This is a genomic window from Veillonella parvula (assembly GCF_040097785.1).
GTDB classification, from domain to species: domain Bacteria; phylum Bacillota; class Negativicutes; order Veillonellales; family Veillonellaceae; genus Veillonella; species Veillonella parvula_D.
In genome coordinates this window covers 150,064-166,384 of sequence record NZ_JBBNNS010000003.1, presented here as the reverse complement: position 1 = coordinate 166,384, position 16,321 = coordinate 150,064, and the positions used below count along the sequence as shown (strand labels likewise).

16 protein-coding genes and 1 riboswitch are annotated in these 16,321 nt (G+C 35.1%); of the genes, 2 read left to right on the top strand and 14 right to left on the bottom strand.

Going from position 1 to position 16,321, the window contains the following annotated elements; genetic code table 11:
- Positions 1-79: 79 nt before the first annotated feature.
- From AAA071_RS06975 to AAA071_RS06935, 9 genes are all read right to left on the bottom strand, one after another.
- A complete protein-coding gene (locus AAA071_RS06975) occupies positions 80-1,255 on the bottom strand; it encodes an ABC transporter substrate-binding protein (RefSeq protein WP_278472794.1) in 1,176 nt (391 codons plus the stop codon).
- Between the two features lie 204 nt (positions 1,256-1,459).
- Positions 1,460-1,648: riboswitch (cobalamin riboswitch) on the bottom strand.
- Between the two features lie 199 nt (positions 1,649-1,847).
- Positions 1,848-2,336 carry a GNAT family N-acetyltransferase gene (locus AAA071_RS06970; RefSeq protein ID WP_316581422.1) on the bottom strand — a complete coding sequence of 163 codons (489 nt, stop codon included), beginning with the start codon at positions 2,334-2,336 and terminating at the stop codon, positions 1,848-1,850.
- Between the two features lie 107 nt (positions 2,337-2,443).
- Positions 2,444-2,887, bottom strand: a complete 444-nt coding sequence (locus AAA071_RS06965) for a GNAT family N-acetyltransferase (protein WP_316581421.1) — start codon at positions 2,885-2,887, stop codon at positions 2,444-2,446.
- A gap of 36 nt (positions 2,888-2,923) precedes the next feature.
- Positions 2,924-3,754 (bottom strand): class I SAM-dependent methyltransferase, encoded by an 831-nt coding sequence (locus tag AAA071_RS06960; RefSeq protein WP_316591626.1) that lies wholly within the window; start codon positions 3,752-3,754, stop codon positions 2,924-2,926.
- Positions 3,755-3,769: 15 nt separating this feature from the next.
- The gene (locus AAA071_RS06955) at positions 3,770-3,967 is read right to left on the bottom strand and encodes a hypothetical protein (protein ID WP_241670425.1); all 198 of its coding nucleotides are present in this window, start codon (positions 3,965-3,967) and stop codon (positions 3,770-3,772) included.
- 107 nt (positions 3,968-4,074) lie between these two features.
- Positions 4,075-4,398, bottom strand: coding sequence for a hypothetical protein (locus AAA071_RS06950; protein WP_349234098.1), 324 nt, complete (start codon positions 4,396-4,398; stop codon positions 4,075-4,077).
- An 8-nt stretch (positions 4,399-4,406) separates the two neighbouring features.
- Positions 4,407-4,817, bottom strand: a complete 411-nt coding sequence (locus tag AAA071_RS06945; protein WP_316581418.1) for a hypothetical protein — start codon at positions 4,815-4,817, stop codon at positions 4,407-4,409.
- A 932-nt stretch (positions 4,818-5,749) separates the two neighbouring features.
- A complete protein-coding gene (locus AAA071_RS06940) occupies positions 5,750-7,183 on the bottom strand; it encodes a hypothetical protein (RefSeq protein ID WP_316581417.1) in 1,434 nt (477 codons plus the stop codon).
- 10 nt (positions 7,184-7,193) lie between these two features.
- Complete coding sequence (locus AAA071_RS06935) at positions 7,194-8,069, bottom strand: hypothetical protein (RefSeq protein WP_316581416.1); 876 nt, start codon at positions 8,067-8,069, stop codon at positions 7,194-7,196.
- A gap of 406 nt (positions 8,070-8,475) precedes the next feature.
- On the opposite strand from AAA071_RS06935, the gene AAA071_RS06930 reads away from it, so the two are divergent.
- Entirely contained in the window at positions 8,476-8,850 is a 375-nt protein-coding gene (locus AAA071_RS06930) for a hypothetical protein (protein WP_316581415.1), read from the top strand.
- Positions 8,851-9,138: 288 nt separating this feature from the next.
- The gene (locus AAA071_RS06925) at positions 9,139-10,977 is read left to right on the top strand and encodes an Eco57I restriction-modification methylase domain-containing protein (RefSeq protein ID WP_316581414.1); all 1,839 of its coding nucleotides are present in this window, start codon (positions 9,139-9,141) and stop codon (positions 10,975-10,977) included.
- A gap of 6 nt (positions 10,978-10,983) precedes the next feature.
- Here AAA071_RS06925 and AAA071_RS06920 read toward each other — a convergent pair whose 3' ends face one another.
- The 5 genes from AAA071_RS06920 to AAA071_RS06900 form a co-directional block, all read right to left on the bottom strand.
- A complete protein-coding gene (locus AAA071_RS06920) occupies positions 10,984-11,676 on the bottom strand; it encodes a hypothetical protein (protein WP_316581413.1) in 693 nt (230 codons plus the stop codon).
- A 78-nt stretch (positions 11,677-11,754) separates the two neighbouring features.
- Entirely contained in the window at positions 11,755-13,290 is a 1,536-nt protein-coding gene (gene guaA, locus AAA071_RS06915; RefSeq protein WP_349234097.1) for a glutamine-hydrolyzing GMP synthase, read from the bottom strand.
- 260 nt (positions 13,291-13,550) lie between these two features.
- Positions 13,551-13,748 carry a 4Fe-4S dicluster domain-containing protein gene (locus tag AAA071_RS06910; protein ID WP_287521411.1) on the bottom strand — a complete coding sequence of 66 codons (198 nt, stop codon included), beginning with the start codon at positions 13,746-13,748 and terminating at the stop codon, positions 13,551-13,553.
- Between the two features lie 144 nt (positions 13,749-13,892).
- Positions 13,893-15,047 carry an HAD hydrolase family protein gene (locus tag AAA071_RS06905; RefSeq protein WP_316581412.1) on the bottom strand — a complete coding sequence of 385 codons (1,155 nt, stop codon included), beginning with the start codon at positions 15,045-15,047 and terminating at the stop codon, positions 13,893-13,895.
- 29 nt (positions 15,048-15,076) lie between these two features.
- On the bottom strand, positions 15,077-16,258 hold the full coding sequence (locus tag AAA071_RS06900; protein ID WP_316581411.1) for an amidohydrolase: 1,182 nt from the start codon (positions 16,256-16,258) through the stop codon (positions 15,077-15,079).
- Positions 16,259-16,321 lie beyond the last annotated feature (63 nt).

Sequence of the window (16,321 nt, the reverse complement as noted above, 5' to 3'; positions counted from 1 at the left end):
AATAAGTTCTAATAAACACAATATATAACAGCATTTATTTGGGTTTTACATCATCAGCTCCTTCACACACAACACAACCCTAATTCATATGCATAAACCAGATGCCACTATAAGAGAATGGCAAGAATTTGTCATAGAACTCTTTAAGCGTAGCTTCAGGATCTACATCCGCAAACTCTTCAGGATAGAAGGTTTTTGCTAAATATTCGAATACGGCTGCATCAAAGACTTCACGTGGAAGACCGTGGTGCGCAGAGTAAACTTGTTTATTTTCAACAGCTTTTAATTCGCTCCAACCTTGACGTTCTATGGTGAAAGCTTTCAACAACTCTTGAGACGATGCTTCGGTTGCTTCAAAACCTAAACGCATAGAGGTTGGTTTCTTAGGCCAGTAAGAACCCATGATCATTATGATATCTGGATTTTTCTCAAGTATAAACTCTGGATTAATAGGAGACGTTTTCTTAATAACATCCTTGGTGATGACATCAGCACCAGCCATAGTAGCTAATGCCCCCCAAGAGTAATTACTACTAAAGGAATTACCAAATTCTTCCGGACCATTCATACCAACTTCAAGATAAACTGTTGGTTTTGGTTTGTTAATTTTACTAACACGATCGAGAACTCTTGTCACACGCTCTGTATAGAACTTGTTAATCTCTGCAGCACGTTCTTCTTTACCTAAAGCTTTACCAATAGCTTCAATGGATTTTTGATGACTTTCCAGTTTTTCTGCATGGTAATCTATGTAAATAGTCTGAATACCAGCAGCATCCATTTTTGCTTTTGCATCAGACTCGTACTGATCTTTCAAATCAACAGGGATAAAAATAACATCTGGATTTAATGCCACAACTTGCTCAGCATTAAATGTTTTATCACCGACTGTACCCACTACTGGAATCTTAGCTAGCTCAGGCATTTCCGTAGTGAAGTGTTTCCACATATCCGCCCTGTAATCCTGCAAAGATGTATCCATACCGGCGATAACCTTTGGCGTATCCTTGCCCATAAGTGCGGAAATCGTAAAGAATGGACCACCAGCACCACTCCACTGTAAGACAACTCTCTCTGCTGGCTTTTTAAGCGTTACCGTACGTCCTGTTACGTCTGTGATTTCGATTGGCTTGTTATTTTGCGCCGTATCTTTCTTTGTCTCACTAGGACCTCCACATGCAGCGATGAGCATACTAACAATTAGGAGGAAAACCGTGGCTATGTAAGCCATACATTTTCTTTTCTGTTTAACCATGAAATACCTCTCTTCTCTCAAACTAAAACTATCACTATAAGTGCACATAAAAAGCCCGTTTCCCCACGAAGAGGAAACGGGCTGTCATCTCAGTTAGACTAACTACCACGCCTAATAAGCTAGCATATAGTATGAGCTTTCAACTATGCATAGCTAGTATAAATCCATCTATATTAATCCCCATCCCTGTCTCTCGCAGGTCAATTGGCAATTGTTAATTAGGCAGTTCTCCTGGCTCCAGTTCAACGTTACTTTGCGCCTTCCCAAAAACTTCAGTGACCGAGAGCATTTCACCCTCTATGCAAAGTACCTCGCTGTTACAGTGGCGTGACCGCTTTGGCTTGTACCAAATTCTCTATTAAGTCAATAGACACCTAACCCAATCATATGTGATTTTCCTCATCGTAGCATGCGGGATATACAGTGTCAATAAACGTATAGGGGTACATCTATCCTTGTAAAATCTACACTTTTCAACCCAAAAGAAGCTAAAACTCAACCACTAAGCGGAGTTTTAGCTTCTCATTAGGACAATCTGTAGAAATATCCTTAAAATTCTATAATTTATTTTTATCGATTAATAACTTTTCCGCTACAATTCAAGGCGCATTTGATACCATTTGGCACCGCCATGATCCGACGCTGACGCCCCTTCATTTACAAAACCAAACTTGGCGTAATAGTGAATCTTTTCTTCCTTACAGGTTAGAATTAGGCCCTTTCGGTTTTCCTCTCTGGCCAATTCTATGAAAGCCTCTATCAACTGACCACCAACACCACGATTGCGATATTTAGGCATCGTATTTAGACCAAAAATCATCTGCCATACGCCGTTAGGATTATGCAAAGAAGCATCGGCGAACATCTCATCCGTTAAGATTTCATCATCCGATACAAAACCATCGATAAAACCAATTGGTGTATCGCCGTCAAAGGCAATTAAAAACTGACCTGCATAATGGTCTAATCGTTCCTTAAAAGCCTCACGAGGCGCCGCCTCTGCCGGAGGAAAACAAGTTGCTTCTATATGTGTAACTACATCTAAATCTGCAGTTGTCGCTTTTCGTATTAATATATCCATATCCTTCTCCATTGTATCTACATATAGGTTTTAGTATATACCGTTTACATAACAAAGGCTACACGTAACTCTATGTACGTGTAGCCTTTTATTAACAATTTGACCAATTATCTTTTTGTATATTTAGGCACATTACGATATTGCATTGGTAAGGAGTTATCTTTTATCTTAAACCCATGCTTCTCGTAAAATGGTGCATTCTTGCTATCACCAATCATAACATTGATATACAAATAAGACTTGTAAGCCTCTTTCACCATTTCTAGCAAATGACCAGCAATACCTTGGCCATGATACTCAGGATGAACCAGCACATAATTTATAAAGCACACAAGCTCGCTATCATCCATGACACGGATGATGCCTACTAAACGGTCACCGTCCCAAGCAGTAATCACGCGCGACGAATTCATTAGCGCCTTGTATAATCGGTCAGGATATTTTCCGACCACCCAACGAACAGATAGAAACAACTCTGCTGCTTGTTGAGGGGTAAAGCTTTTTTCTTCGGTATACGTAATCGCCCTATCGCCTTTAACGATATTAATCATGCTACTGCCTTTTCTAATCCATTTACCAACTATATCTTAGGTGTGTGATACAACTTCCTTAGGATTCCACCAGATTATAGCAGACCGAGAGGAAATCAAGCATTTATTGTCCTTAGATTTTGCTATGATTTCTTTTTTGATTTGTTTCTCTGCTGCTGGCGTTAAGTCTCCATAGTACTGTTCGTATATGATCTTTCGGCACTCGATTTCATCTTCTACAGTACGTTCACATCTATAATCAATGATGCTTACATTAGGTGAGCGCCCTTGTGAAAGTAACATATTATACAGAATTTGAAACTCTTGTACATCAGATTTGCTAGCTTCCCGAGGATTCTTCCAATCGGGAATGCCAGCTACGATTGCACAATAGCCTTTAGAGTATTGTTCCATTTGTAAAAGCCGAGGCCACACATCAGGGAACATCCAAAGCACAAGAGATATGGTTACCAGATCAAATTGAAAGTCTGGAGAGCCATCTTGGGGTAAGTCCTGAACCAATTCTTCAATGATATTAATATTCTCAACGTTTAATTCTTTGGCATTTTCTTTAAGGACTGCCACCATGCCTTTTGACGGCTCAATAGCAGTAACAGATTTAATATGTTGAGCAAAAGGAATTGTAAAAGAACCAGGACCAGCACCTATGTCTAACATACTAGAATCAGTTGTTAAGACACTACTTAAAGCAGCATACACCTTCCGTCCAAAGTCGTAGTCATTGCTTTTACGCATAAGAGAAAAATCATTGGCTCGCTTGTCCCAATACTCTAATAATGGATTCGCCCGAATCCCTTTCTCACGATCATAATAACTTTGTTTCCACATTTCATTCCAGAACGAAAAATCTGTAACTTGCGGTGCCATACGAAACCTCCTGACTTAATCTAAATTCCTCATTTCTCGGATAAACTCTTCTGCCTCTTGCAGGTTCTTAGGGAACTCAAAATAAATACATTGCTCATGTCCACAATAAGGATTACGGAAATCATAGCCGCTCAACAACAAATACTCAATGATTTTCCAGTCTTTGTCATTAGATTTTTTAGGGGCTTTGAACTTCTCGTTCACAAAGTACATTTTACCTTTACAGGTAGGGCAGGTTTTATTTCTGTTAAACAACTCGTAGTTTGTACCCTCCGACAAAGAGATCCGGCAGTTTACACATACATTTTTATAGCCCATAGTTATTTACTCCCATATGGTTTATGTTGAAAGATAGCTTTTACAATCCCTTCACCAACAATATTTCCACCTTCCATGATGAGGAACTCTGCACCTGCTTGTAGAGCAGAATAATCTACAGTGTCATAAAGTGGCAGCGCATTAGCTCCTATTTGCTTATCAAAGATGACATCTTCACCATCAATAAAGTTAATACCAAGATATTCCTCAGTACCTTTTATAACAAAATGAGGATAGTACATTCCATTATTTAAATTCGGTGGAGTTCTCCTCTTCTTGCTGAAGAAAGTAACTGTACAGCCAATAGTAAAATCTAAATTACTCATTTTGGTCCTCATTCAACTACATATACCATATCACCTTTAAAGTATATGTTCATTATACAGTGTACTGGATTCCCTTCGGTCCATAACCACCCCTGGAATACAGCGTGATCCCAATTATAGGTCTCCGTAATGACCTCAAATTCACTTTCACTATAATCCTGTTGATATTGAGATAATTCAATTCTTTTACCTGTGAAAGTATCTAGTATTGTGTTATTAAACACGAGAATTTCAAAAAAATCTATATCGCACGTCTCAAATACAACTTGAGCCTTATGAGTTTGTTCAACACCGTTCTCATAAGAAAAAATATAGTCAAATGTAAGGATTAAATTATCATCTGCGTATTCTATTTTCTGTACCCTTGCATCGTGAAGAGAATATTTAGAATACTCGCCAAAAGATTTTGTTGTTTTCATAGGGCCTCAATTTTATAAACTAATCTAAAAAAATAAAATCATATTTTAAAAGAAATGTACTAATGCCTCATTGTAATGTAAATTAAACTTATCTAGACCATAATCAGACAAACTCCCATTAACTTGAGTTCTAATATCGAAAAAAGCAAAACTGTCATCTATTTAGATACTAAATAGTTCCTCAATAATTTCATTTTAATCTGAATTGTTGTATCATCAATATATTTAACGACTTCTTCAAACTCACCATTTTCATACATGGCCCAATATGCTTTCGCGATGAAATTATACCAAAGATTGTTTAATAAGATAAATTCTTGTGATAATTCAATATAATCTGCTTTAACGCTATAAAAATCCCTATAATATAGAATAGGTTCATATCCTTCATTTAATAGATTCGATTTATACTATCATCCATCTCTATCTTCAAGAAACCCTGGATAACTTTATTTGTCACTCGATCTATTCAAATCAATACTCTGATATGCCTCTTTTAAATACTCAAACAAAACCACACCAAAAGGCAGTATCAGCTTCATTCATATATTTGTGACCAGATACTTGAACTCACAGATCTGTTCCTAAATGATTTTTTATATATGCTACATTTTGTATCTGTAAAATAATTTCTTTTCCCTTATTCATTCCCATATCTCCTTAGAATAACTACGACCTTTATAAACTCATTTTTATCTATTACAATTTATACCAAAAGCCTCCCACCAAAATAATGAAAGGCTTTATATCCATGCACGTTAAATATGATATTTTTTTATGTTTATTCACACTTATCATTATTGATAGAGCAGTATAATATCAATATAATATCAATTATGATATATAAATTATTATCCACATTTATGCCTTACAACAACAATTTATAATCGTATATACCAAAGTCGCCTATAGAAAAATACAAAACACTATAATTAGCTAAATATTAATATTCCCTTTGAAATATCCTTGAACTTTTTATCTTTATAAACTTTATGAATCATATCTCTTTCATCAAAACTTACAATATAATCTAGAATTTCTTTTAACCTATCATTAATATCCTCTCTATTTAATAAATCTATAATCTGTCTTATATTTCTCGCTCTTGTAGATACCCCAGAAGATATAGAATCTATATACTCACTTAATTCAACTAAGGTTACTTTAATTTGTTCTTCAGATAACATCTTAAATAAAGAGTCATAGTATGTAATAGCACCGGATGAAACCCCGTCACCATAAGAAACCTCTCTTCCAATTCTACATACTAAAAAAGCATCAATTAATTTTATCTCTCTATCTTTAGGTATATCTGTAGCAGAAGAAATATATTTCATTATCTCTCTTGCTAGTGGTACTTCATGATAATAATTATCCCAATTATCATGAGCTTGAATTAGATCATCACATAAACTACTAATCGTTAAACTACGATCAGTAATAGATAAATATGACAAACCATTGCAATTTTCTAAAAACTTATATGCTAGTTCTTCCTTCGCCGTTTGAAGATTATTACAATAAAAAAGTTTCTTCTCACCAAAATCAAACTTAACATCTTCATTACAATAATCCCAAACCTCTTTAGAAAGCTTAAGAATATTAGCTCTCACACCCACATTTGTATTATCTGCAACAAAGAGACCAAATAAAGAGCGTAATAATGTTCCCGCCATTGAAGAGGAAAATCTTGCAACAGCATCTCCTATAGATTTTATGGTACTATCCTTTATTGGTTCACTATTTGTTTTTAAGTTTTCTATAATTTCTTTTACACGAACTGCTGAATCAGAGGGTTGATCAGTAATAACCTCAGACACACACGTTTGTAACCAACCTAATAACTCTAGAGCATGAATATCATAAGAGTTAGGGTGAGATGCGCCTATTTGATTTCTCATGTCTAATATATGACATAACTTTAGGTAAACGACAGTAGATATCCACTCTAACTTTTTAAGTGTTTCAAGCATAACTCTATCTTTAATCCCAGACAAATCCTCCTCTGTCTCATATTGATCTCTTACCTTAGTCGAGACAGCATTATCAAAAAATGTATCGATACCAAAACAAGTAATACGTTTTCTTAGACTGATAACAACCTCATTCCAAATATAATTTAATGAGGCATCAAAAAGACCTATCAATGCGCCTGCAACAAATCTAGATAAATATGTTGCGTTTTGTCTCTGTTCTGCCGGAATAGTAGACATGAGGCTAGGTAAATTTTCTACTAATCTAATTCGTTCATCAGCACTTGCAATTATATTCTCTGATGGCAACCCCCACTCTTTCAACATAACTTCAAACTGAGTTCCTTGTTCAATAAATGCTGCACTCCTCACAATAACTTCCTGACTGGGCATCTTCTCCACCTTATACCTTTCTTACATATTCACTAACCTGTGTAATTAATGCTTTAAGTACTTGTAAACAAATAGCTGCAGTATGTATATTGGGGCTAAATTTTGAACAAAGCTGTTGATATGGATGAATATAGTTTCGAAACTCTCTAAGAACATGACTAAACTTCTTAACATCTTCATGAATTATATCTAATTCATATGCAGATTCAATAAAATCATTAAGGGTCCACGCATTAAACGGTTTAACCTTTCCATCATTTCGATTAGTAGGAGCTCTATTCACAGTATTAAAATCTCTAGGATACTTTGTAGCAACACCTAATAATATTCCTTCAGCAACACTACCAATAAGAATAATTGCCGATAATGAACAACCTACCTTTATATTACTCTCAGCTTCACCTATCCTAATCTTCAAAATTTCAGTTATATTATAATCTAATCCGATATCATCAATAGATGTATCAAATGCTAATTGTAAAAACTCTTTCTCAGAAATATCTGACTGTTCCTTTATACGAGGAATAATTATCTTATCTATTTTTCCAATTAAAATTTTTTCATTCTCTCTAAAAATTTTCAGCTTATCAAACGCTAAATATTGATTAAACTCATCAATTAGATTGTCTAAATAATCTATTCTACCTATATAATTATTCACAGCAAATATAGATTTAATACAACTCTCTAATTTTGTCGTTCCATTAATTTCATTTAATTTTAGTTCAGTAAATATCCATCTAGATGGAAATCCTTGCCCATAACAATCATTAAATCCAAGTTTATTAAAAAAACTAACTAAATCAGGCCCAGATCTATAATCATCTGTATTATCTCCATTTATAATTATCCTAAGCCTTTTAATTGATTGCTCACATAAAAACATACTTATTCCCCCATTTAACCTCATCTAGTTAATCCAATAAGTCTTTACTAGAACTAGAGATAATCACCCAAACATCGATAATTTCATACATTTTATATTCAACAATTTTACTATTTAATTATACTACTTTTAAGATTTTATGAATATTCATCATTTAGACTCTATAATAATCGTAAGAAATTTAATTATCTACTTCATAACTATAAAAAAACAACAGAGGAATCCTTCTGTTGGCTCAATCATTTACTCAAAATTAATATTTATTCTGAGACATATATCGATAAAGAAATAAATAAGAATACAATTAAATTCTGTTATTTGCAAATTGTTTGCACACAGTTCCCTTTTGAATGTGGAAATATTATCTTAAATTCGATATAATATAAACTGGATTAGGGGTGAGATAATGAAATTAAGCGTTAGATTAGCTTTAGAAACTTTGCAAAATATAGAAGAATTAAAAGAATTAATTACTAAAGAAAATTTTGGAGAACTAACAATAACAAATGGTTTTGTAGTAAATCAAGCTTTTAGAGAAACTATCGGTATTACTGATTGGGAAAAAATAATTCAAGAAACTACACCTTTAGTACAGAAAAAATTCGGTAAATTAGAAGATACACCACTAAAAACTAACCTTACAATAAATGATGATACAAAATCATTTATAGATGAGTTGAAAAAGGAATTTCCAAAATATACAGATACCAATTATGTGACAGTATCTTATATAATTAGAATTGTTGTCCGAGCAGCATTATTAAATAGACTTCGAAAATAGTAACTGTTATTGTTGCTATTTTTTTTACGATTATTTGCTTTTTCTCTTCACAAGAGGGACAAATTATGTTATTATATAGTTACCTCTTACAAAGGGAACAATTAAAAAGAATCTTATCATGATTAAACTAATTTTAAATGCAGAAGAGACAATAACCAAAGCAAAAAGCCTAGTCAACCAAAACCCTTATTTTCTGCTTAATTGTAGAATGAAATTTAAGATTTTTAACAAATTTTGATATAATTAAATATAATTTTTAAGAATGAAAGCGATAGTGAAGATAACGACATGAATGACGGACATAAAAAAAAATTCAATTCAATTTTTAGTAGATATTATAACTATTTTAACACCATCCTTAATATTGATTTAACAATAGATCTATTGAAAAAGACAGATTTTACGCTTGAAAAACCAATTTCAAGCGATTTAGAGTTGAATATTATTGATTTTCTTTTAGAAATATCTAAAGATATTTATAACTTAAATAATCAAAATGACAGAAAAATAAGAGGGCAGTATCCGACCGTTGATAAACAAATCATCAGATATATAATTAATGATTCATTAAACAATTCTAAAAAAGATATTAGAAATTTAAAAATTCTTGACCCTTGTGCAGGAACAGGTAATTTCATCATAGTACTTTTATATGACCAATTTAAATTGAATAATAGTATCGAATTAATGTTAAATATATTAGATAATTACGTGGGAATTGAAATTGACCCCATGTTGATATACTTTCAAAAAATCCAAATAAATCTTCTTCTAAAATACTTATTCAATAATACATCTTCTTATTCAAATATTAATATTATACAAGGTGATACTACACAAAAAAAAGATATTAATGAAAAATTACAATACTTTAACACTAAAACATCTGATAAGTTTGATATTATTTTAGGTAATCCTCCTTATGTTGCATTATATGGAAGACGAGGTATACAGAAAAATGAAAGTTTACGTGAATATTACATTAAAAATTATGATTTTATTCCATCCAGTGTAGTAAACGGAAAATTAAACATTACTATGTTTTTTATAGAACAGGCAATTAAGCTATGTAATAAAAATGGTATAATCTCTTTTGTTATTGATATCAGTTTCTTTGAAACTGCATTTGAATTTATAAGAAAATATATTTTAGAAAATACCACTATTCTAAATTTGGTCCTTAACATTAATTCCTTCGAAAACGTAGCTAGCGGACAAATTATTCTTACTCTTAAAAACCAACCGCTAAAAACCGAAAATTCTAGATTTCTAATAAGTGACTTTAGTAATGGAAAACATAGAAGTTTTTACCAAATAGAATGGGCCACTACTCCTAATTTAAAATTATTATTAATTGATGATAAGGACAAAGTCTTGATCTCTAAAATAGAACATAAATCTAAACAACTTGTTGATTTTTTTTCTGGGAAATCACTTCGAACAAATTCAATGTTATTAACTTATGAAGATATTTTTGTAAAAGACTTTCAAAGCGATAATAAAATAACTTTCCCATATTTTAGGGGTGGAAAAAGTTTAACAAAAAAATTTGATAAAATGTCTTATGATAAATTTCTACATTATGATATGACTTTGCAAGATAGTATAAATACAACAATAAAACATGAACTTGAAGAGAAAGGGATAAAAAATAAAAAAAGAATTATGTTGGGAGATATTAAAAGGCATTATTCTCCTAAAATCTATATTAGACAATCATCGAAAGAAATAGTTTCCTCAGTCTATTTAGAACCTTCAACCTCAAATAATAGTTTATATTCATTATGTATAAATAATGGCGAAATTCTTACCACAAATAAAAGTTTAACTTTAAATTCAGTTTGTTCTCAACTTAATTCTAATATAACAACCTATTATGCTCAAAAGTTAAAAATAATTCGTTCGGGAAATGGTAAACAACCTCAGATAAAACTATCAGATTTAAAGAAAATCAGATTAACGGATGATCCAGAAACCAATAATTCTTTAGAGAGTATATATAGTAAAATACAAAAGAATTTATTAGATTGTGAAAAAGCAGTGGAAGCAATCGATAAAATACTTGCACAGTTTTATGGTCTAAGTACCGATGAACTAGAATATATAAAAAAAGAGATTAGCCTTTAAAATTGGCTAATCTCTTTCTTCTGATTCCTCATTACATTTTATTAATTCTGGCAATAACGAAACCAATTTTTCTTTCTTTTTGGTGATACTAATTTCCTGCCTTGTATATGATTCTTGCATTTTTTGAAACAATAATTTAATAAATTCTTCCCTAGTTCTGTATTCAGGTTCAGCAGAAATATTAACTTGTAATTGTGGTTTAGGATTTAACCTAAAGCTGTGATTTACATCTTTAAGTAAATACGTTTTAACAAATTTTTCGTTATACTCCTCAAATTGTAGTCCTGATTCAATTCCAACGTAATAAACAATAATATAAACTAAATAAAAATTTCCATTTTCAATAAACGAAATAATTTTTGAAGGAGTACCTATATCTGGATTACTATCTACCGAAGATATTTTTATTGCTTTAAAATCAATCCAAACCTCCTCTTCACGATTCATGTAGTTAAACTTACAACGAGCATCCCATGGGTTTTTTGTTTTTCCTTGAGGTGACTGTGCAGCATCATAAATAAAACTAGATACTTTTTCATCATTTACTTTTTCTTTAAACTTACCTTCTAAAAAATCACTAATTTCCGCACCAGCTCTTGCCCGTGCAGAAATTTCTAATTGTTTATTTTCATTAATAATTTCTAACACTATTCTTGTTAATTCCTCACATAAAAAAGTTTCATAATTTTTAAAATCCATATAATACCTCCTTGTTTACTATTATTCTAAGTAAAGGCTCTGAAATCCTGATTTCAAAGCCTTCATAATTTTTTCTTTCTATTCCCACTCAATTGTAGCAGGTGGTTTGGATGTAATATCGTACACAATACGGTTGATGTGTTGTACTTCGTTTACGATACGACGGGAGATTGTATCCAATACGTCGTAAGGGATGCGTGCCCAGTCAGCAGTCATGAAGTCTGTTGTTGTTACGCCACGCAATGCCAATGTGTAATCGTATGTACGGAAGTCACCCATAACGCCTACGGTACGCGTAGATGTTAATACTGCAAAGTATTGGTTGATGCTGCGATCAAGGCCAGCTTTTGCAATTTCATCACGGAAGATGTAGTCCGCATCACGCAAGATGTCGAGTTTGTCTTTAGTGATTTCACCCATTACGCGGATCGCAAGACCAGGACCTGGGAATGGTTGACGCCATACGAGGTAATCAGCCAAGCCTAATTCAGAACCAAGTTCACGCACTTCGTCTTTGAAGAGGTTGCGCAATGGTTCGATAAGACCTTTGAAGTCTACAACTGCAGGCAAACCACCTACGTTGTGATGAGATTTAATAACTTCAGCTTCGCCAGTACCAGACTCAATAACGTCAGGGTAGATTGTACCTTGCGCTAAGAAGTCAACGGAGCCAATTTTTCGCCCTTCGTCTTCGAATACGCGGATGAATTCTTCACCGATAGCTTTGCGTTTAGCTTCTGGATCTTCAAGACCAGCCAATTTATCTAAGAAACGTTTTTCAGCATCTACGCGGATGAAATGCATGCCGGAATCTTTGAAAGCTGCTTCTACTTCGTCACCTTCGTTTTTACGCATCAAACCGTGGTCAACGAAGATACAAGTCAATTGGTCGCCCACAGCTTTAGAAATAAGAGCTGCTGCAACAGAGCTATCTACACCGCCAGACAATGCCAATAATACTTTGCCATCGCCTACAGTGTTACGGATGTCTTCAATAGCAGTTTTTGCATAGTTTGCCATTGTCCATGTGCCTGTGAAACCACATACTTCGTACAAGAAGTTGTGAAGCATTTCTTTACCATATTCAGTGTGCAATACTTCTGCATGGTATTGCATAGCATATAGTTTGCGTTCTTTATTTTGCATGGATGCAACAGGGCAATCCTTAGTATGTGCTACGATTTCAAAACCTTCAGGAACCTTTGCTACATAGTCAACGTGAGACATCCAAACAACTTGGTCTTCTTCCAAGCCTTTGAACAATGGAGATGTAGTGTCCACTTTAGTAGGTGTTTTACCGAATTCACGGTTGTCCGCAGATTTAACTTCGCCACCCAATGTATGCGCCATAAATTGCATACCATAGCACATGCCAAGAATAGGAATACCAAGTTCAAAAATCTCTTTCTCAATTTTTGGAGAGTTTTCTTCATACACGCTGTTAGGACCGCCTGTAAAGATGATACCTTGCGGTTTTAATTCCTTAATTTTCTCCAGCGCTTTGTTGTATGGATATACTTCGCAGTATACGTGATTTTCACGAACACGGCGCGCGATCAATTGATTATATTGACCACCAAAGTCAACAACAATTACAAATTCCTTGTTTTCCATGCCTTCCTCCATATGCATCTATTTGTGAAAGTATATTCACTATTTATTATGCCCATACATTTCTGTACTGGGGCGCGTTTTTCCGAGCCAAACGCTAATTTTTCATTACATTTTATTATACCATAGGAAGTATAACGACTCCATATATTCCGTATGTAAATTATAAATAAATCTTTAATGTTCGGATTTCTAGTTATCACTCTTTTGGAGCCTTCCGTATGTAAGTCAATTTACTAACAATGTTAAAAGATTTCTAGCCATCACTTTTTAGTGTCCTCTCGTTTATACATTTTTACGGCCCCCACGGGACAGATGGAATAGCAGTCACCACAACTGATACAACCTTTCCCAATGATAAATCGAGTCTTACCTTCGGTGATGCATTGAACAGGACAATCCTCAGCACAAGCACCGCACTTAACGCAAGTGTCATCAATATTAAACTTTAGATTTCCCATATACATCACCTCCTATGCATTCTTTATCTGTGCCGAACTTAACATTATCTACTTTTAAGTAGTAGAATTCATATTTTAAATATATAAGATCACAAACATCACGCTAGCTCAAGTATTCAAAATATTTCAATACAAGAACAGCTATTATAATTGTTTTTTCTTATTTAATTCACTATTATATGCAATAGCTGAATAGATTGCCTTTGCCACGCCTTGGTGGTTATTGTCTGTCGTTTCGTAATGCGCCGCTTCTTTAATGTTCGGCTTGCTATTGCCCATGGCTACACCAGCGCCCGCAAAGCGTAACATAGAGAGATCATTTTCGCTATCCCCTAGTGTCATCACCTCATCAGGGCTTAAGCCCCAATGTTTTGCCAAGGCTTCTACGGCAGTGCCTTTTGTAGTGTGGGGCAAGACAAATTCTAGATTGCCTTCACTAGAGAGTAATACGTCATAGAAACGTTCACGGCCTGTACCGTCGTGGGATAAACCTTGATATTCATCGCGCAAGTCTTGCAAGATACGTTGACGCATCGGTTCATCACCGTAGAAGATTTGAATCTTCTCAGGCCCTTCGTCTAAGGATTCCATATGAGCTAGTAGATCACATACCATAGTCCGCGTAGCCAAGATAAATGGACGAATATTAGGTCTAAAGAAGAAATTAGATTGCTCTATTTCACATTCAGACATCTTTACTTTTGCTGCTTCGTTGCCTTCCGCCAATGCATAGTGATCGTACGTTGCTCCAGGCAGACGAGTTTCCCCTGTATCAGAAATCTGATTTTTGGTATTAGGTAAATGATTATCCATTATTCCATGAACCTTTTTATCACTTTCATTGCGTTCGCTAGCACATACGCCTAAGCGTTCAGGTGTAATACATCTAGATGGCGGATACATGCCAAAGATTTGGTCTTTCACATAGGCCTCTACATAGACGCCATAGGTTAATAGTTTGCGAAGCAAATGTAGTGCTTGTTCTTTATCAAAACTTACGTGGAATAGACTGCGGCTTTCATCCTTATCCATCACATAAGCACCATTTGTGCACATGAAATAGCGCAAGCACGGTAGTTTTTCGATGACATCATTCATCTCATTCCAAGCGCGACCAGAAGCAATGGCTACGCGGATGCCACTTTCACGAGCGGCACGAATCGCCTCAATAGCATCCTCAGGAATCGCCTTTGCATCGTTTACCAAGGTACCATCTACATCGGATGCAATAAATCGAATCGGCTTATCCCCCGTGAGGCCTATATAATTTTTTATTTGTAATGTCTCAGTCGAGGCCATACATCCTCCTTCTATTCCTTCTATTACTTTTATTTAGTACTATTAAATTCGGCTACAATCTCTTCTAAGATTTCTGGATTCTCAACCAATCGCAATACTGTGCCACCAATGATATTTGCACCGTCGATGATAGTTTGTTCAATGGTAGGCTCTAACATGGCAGCAGCAAATTCTTTAGAATGGCACACCTTCGGCTCGCCAGCGAGGCGCAATTTAGGATGGAATGCCGCACATTGATAGCTTACATTGCCAATATCTGAACTACCTCCAAGGGCTGCTGGACCGGGGTCAAAATCGAGGTCCATATCGGACATTACCTCTTCGATAAGCGCTGTGCCACGATTATTTTGGTTCATATCATCATAAGGATTGCCATAAAACTCTACATCCACAGTTGTACCTGTACAAAGGGCCGCCCCTTCAAAGATTTTTTTGATTTGCTCGGATAAACCATTCAAGTACTCCCGTTCTGTGTGACGCACGGTGACCTCTAATTCACCGAAGGCAGGTATCACATTGGATGCGGTGCCTCCAGCAATAATCCACGTGCCGATGCGCGTTTCAGGTCGCACTTGTTGGCGCATCATATCCATAGCATGGATGGCAAGTTGTACAGCATTCACCGCATTGATGCCATTCCAAGGCTCTCCGGCTGCATGGGCAGGCTTACCATGGTATTTAGCGCGGAAGCAATCGAGCGCCAAAAATTGTGAGTTAGGACGCGTTTCTTCGCCGTCGAGATGCACCATGATAGCAAAATCGTATTCTTTGAACACCCCTGCGTTGCACATATCTACTTTACAGCCCATCGCTTCTTCATCTGGTGTACCGATAATATCGATATCCATGTTGAAAGCAACGCCTTCTTCTTGCATTTTATGTAGTGTCAATGCAGCTAGCACGCTCATAGAGCCGCTAGCAGAGTGACCACACGCATGGCCTACCTCTGGCAGTGCATCGTATTCACAAAGTATAGCTAAACGCCCTTTTGGGTTATCTACTTTCACGGCAGATGCCTTGAAGGCAGTCGGCAAATTGCAGAATTCATAGGTTACATCCATGCCATATTTTTCGAGAACAGCACCTATGGTTTTGACAGACGCAAACTCCTGACTGGAAATCTCAGGATTCTTGGCTAATGTGTAATTAATGGCAAACGCATCAGGTGCGAAGCTTTTACAAAGATCAGCAAAAGTAGTTGTAAGGGACATATTGCCTCCATGTATATAACCACATTATTGTAAAGGATTATGATACTCTACAATAAAGAATAA

What these genes read in the sequence shown, in the direction of transcription:
- AAA071_RS06975 (WP_278472794.1), bottom strand. Translation starts at nt 1,255, where the DNA reads ATGGTTAAACAGAAAAGAAAATGTATGGCTTACATAGCCACGGTTTTC.
- AAA071_RS06970 (WP_316581422.1), bottom strand. Translation starts at nt 2,336, where the DNA reads ATGGATATATTAATACGAAAAGCGACAACTGCAGATTTAGATGTAGTT.
- AAA071_RS06965 (WP_316581421.1), bottom strand. Translation starts at nt 2,887, where the DNA reads ATGATTAATATCGTTAAAGGCGATAGGGCGATTACGTATACCGAAGAA.
- AAA071_RS06960 (WP_316591626.1), bottom strand. Translation starts at nt 3,754, where the DNA reads ATGGCACCGCAAGTTACAGATTTTTCGTTCTGGAATGAAATGTGGAAA.
- AAA071_RS06955 (WP_241670425.1), bottom strand. Translation starts at nt 3,967, where the DNA reads ATGTACTTTGTGAACGAGAAGTTCAAAGCCCCTAAAAAATCTAATGAC.
- AAA071_RS06950 (WP_349234098.1), bottom strand. Translation starts at nt 4,398, where the DNA reads ATGAGTAATTTAGATTTTACTATTGGCTGTACAGTTACTTTCTTCAGC.
- AAA071_RS06945 (WP_316581418.1), bottom strand. Translation starts at nt 4,817, where the DNA reads ATGAAAACAACAAAATCTTTTGGCGAGTATTCTAAATATTCTCTTCAC.
- AAA071_RS06940 (WP_316581417.1), bottom strand. Translation starts at nt 7,183, where the DNA reads ATGCCCAGTCAGGAAGTTATTGTGAGGAGTGCAGCATTTATTGAACAA.
- AAA071_RS06935 (WP_316581416.1), bottom strand. Translation starts at nt 8,069, where the DNA reads ATGTTTTTATGTGAGCAATCAATTAAAAGGCTTAGGATAATTATAAAT.
- AAA071_RS06930 (WP_316581415.1), top strand. Translation starts at nt 8,476, where the DNA reads ATGAAATTAAGCGTTAGATTAGCTTTAGAAACTTTGCAAAATATAGAA.
- AAA071_RS06925 (WP_316581414.1), top strand. Translation starts at nt 9,139, where the DNA reads ATGAATGACGGACATAAAAAAAAATTCAATTCAATTTTTAGTAGATAT.
- AAA071_RS06920 (WP_316581413.1), bottom strand. Translation starts at nt 11,676, where the DNA reads ATGGATTTTAAAAATTATGAAACTTTTTTATGTGAGGAATTAACAAGA.
- guaA (WP_349234097.1), bottom strand. Translation starts at nt 13,290, where the DNA reads ATGGAAAACAAGGAATTTGTAATTGTTGTTGACTTTGGTGGTCAATAT.
- AAA071_RS06910 (WP_287521411.1), bottom strand. Translation starts at nt 13,748, where the DNA reads ATGGGAAATCTAAAGTTTAATATTGATGACACTTGCGTTAAGTGCGGT.
- AAA071_RS06905 (WP_316581412.1), bottom strand. Translation starts at nt 15,047, where the DNA reads ATGGCCTCGACTGAGACATTACAAATAAAAAATTATATAGGCCTCACG.
- AAA071_RS06900 (WP_316581411.1), bottom strand. Translation starts at nt 16,258, where the DNA reads ATGTCCCTTACAACTACTTTTGCTGATCTTTGTAAAAGCTTCGCACCT.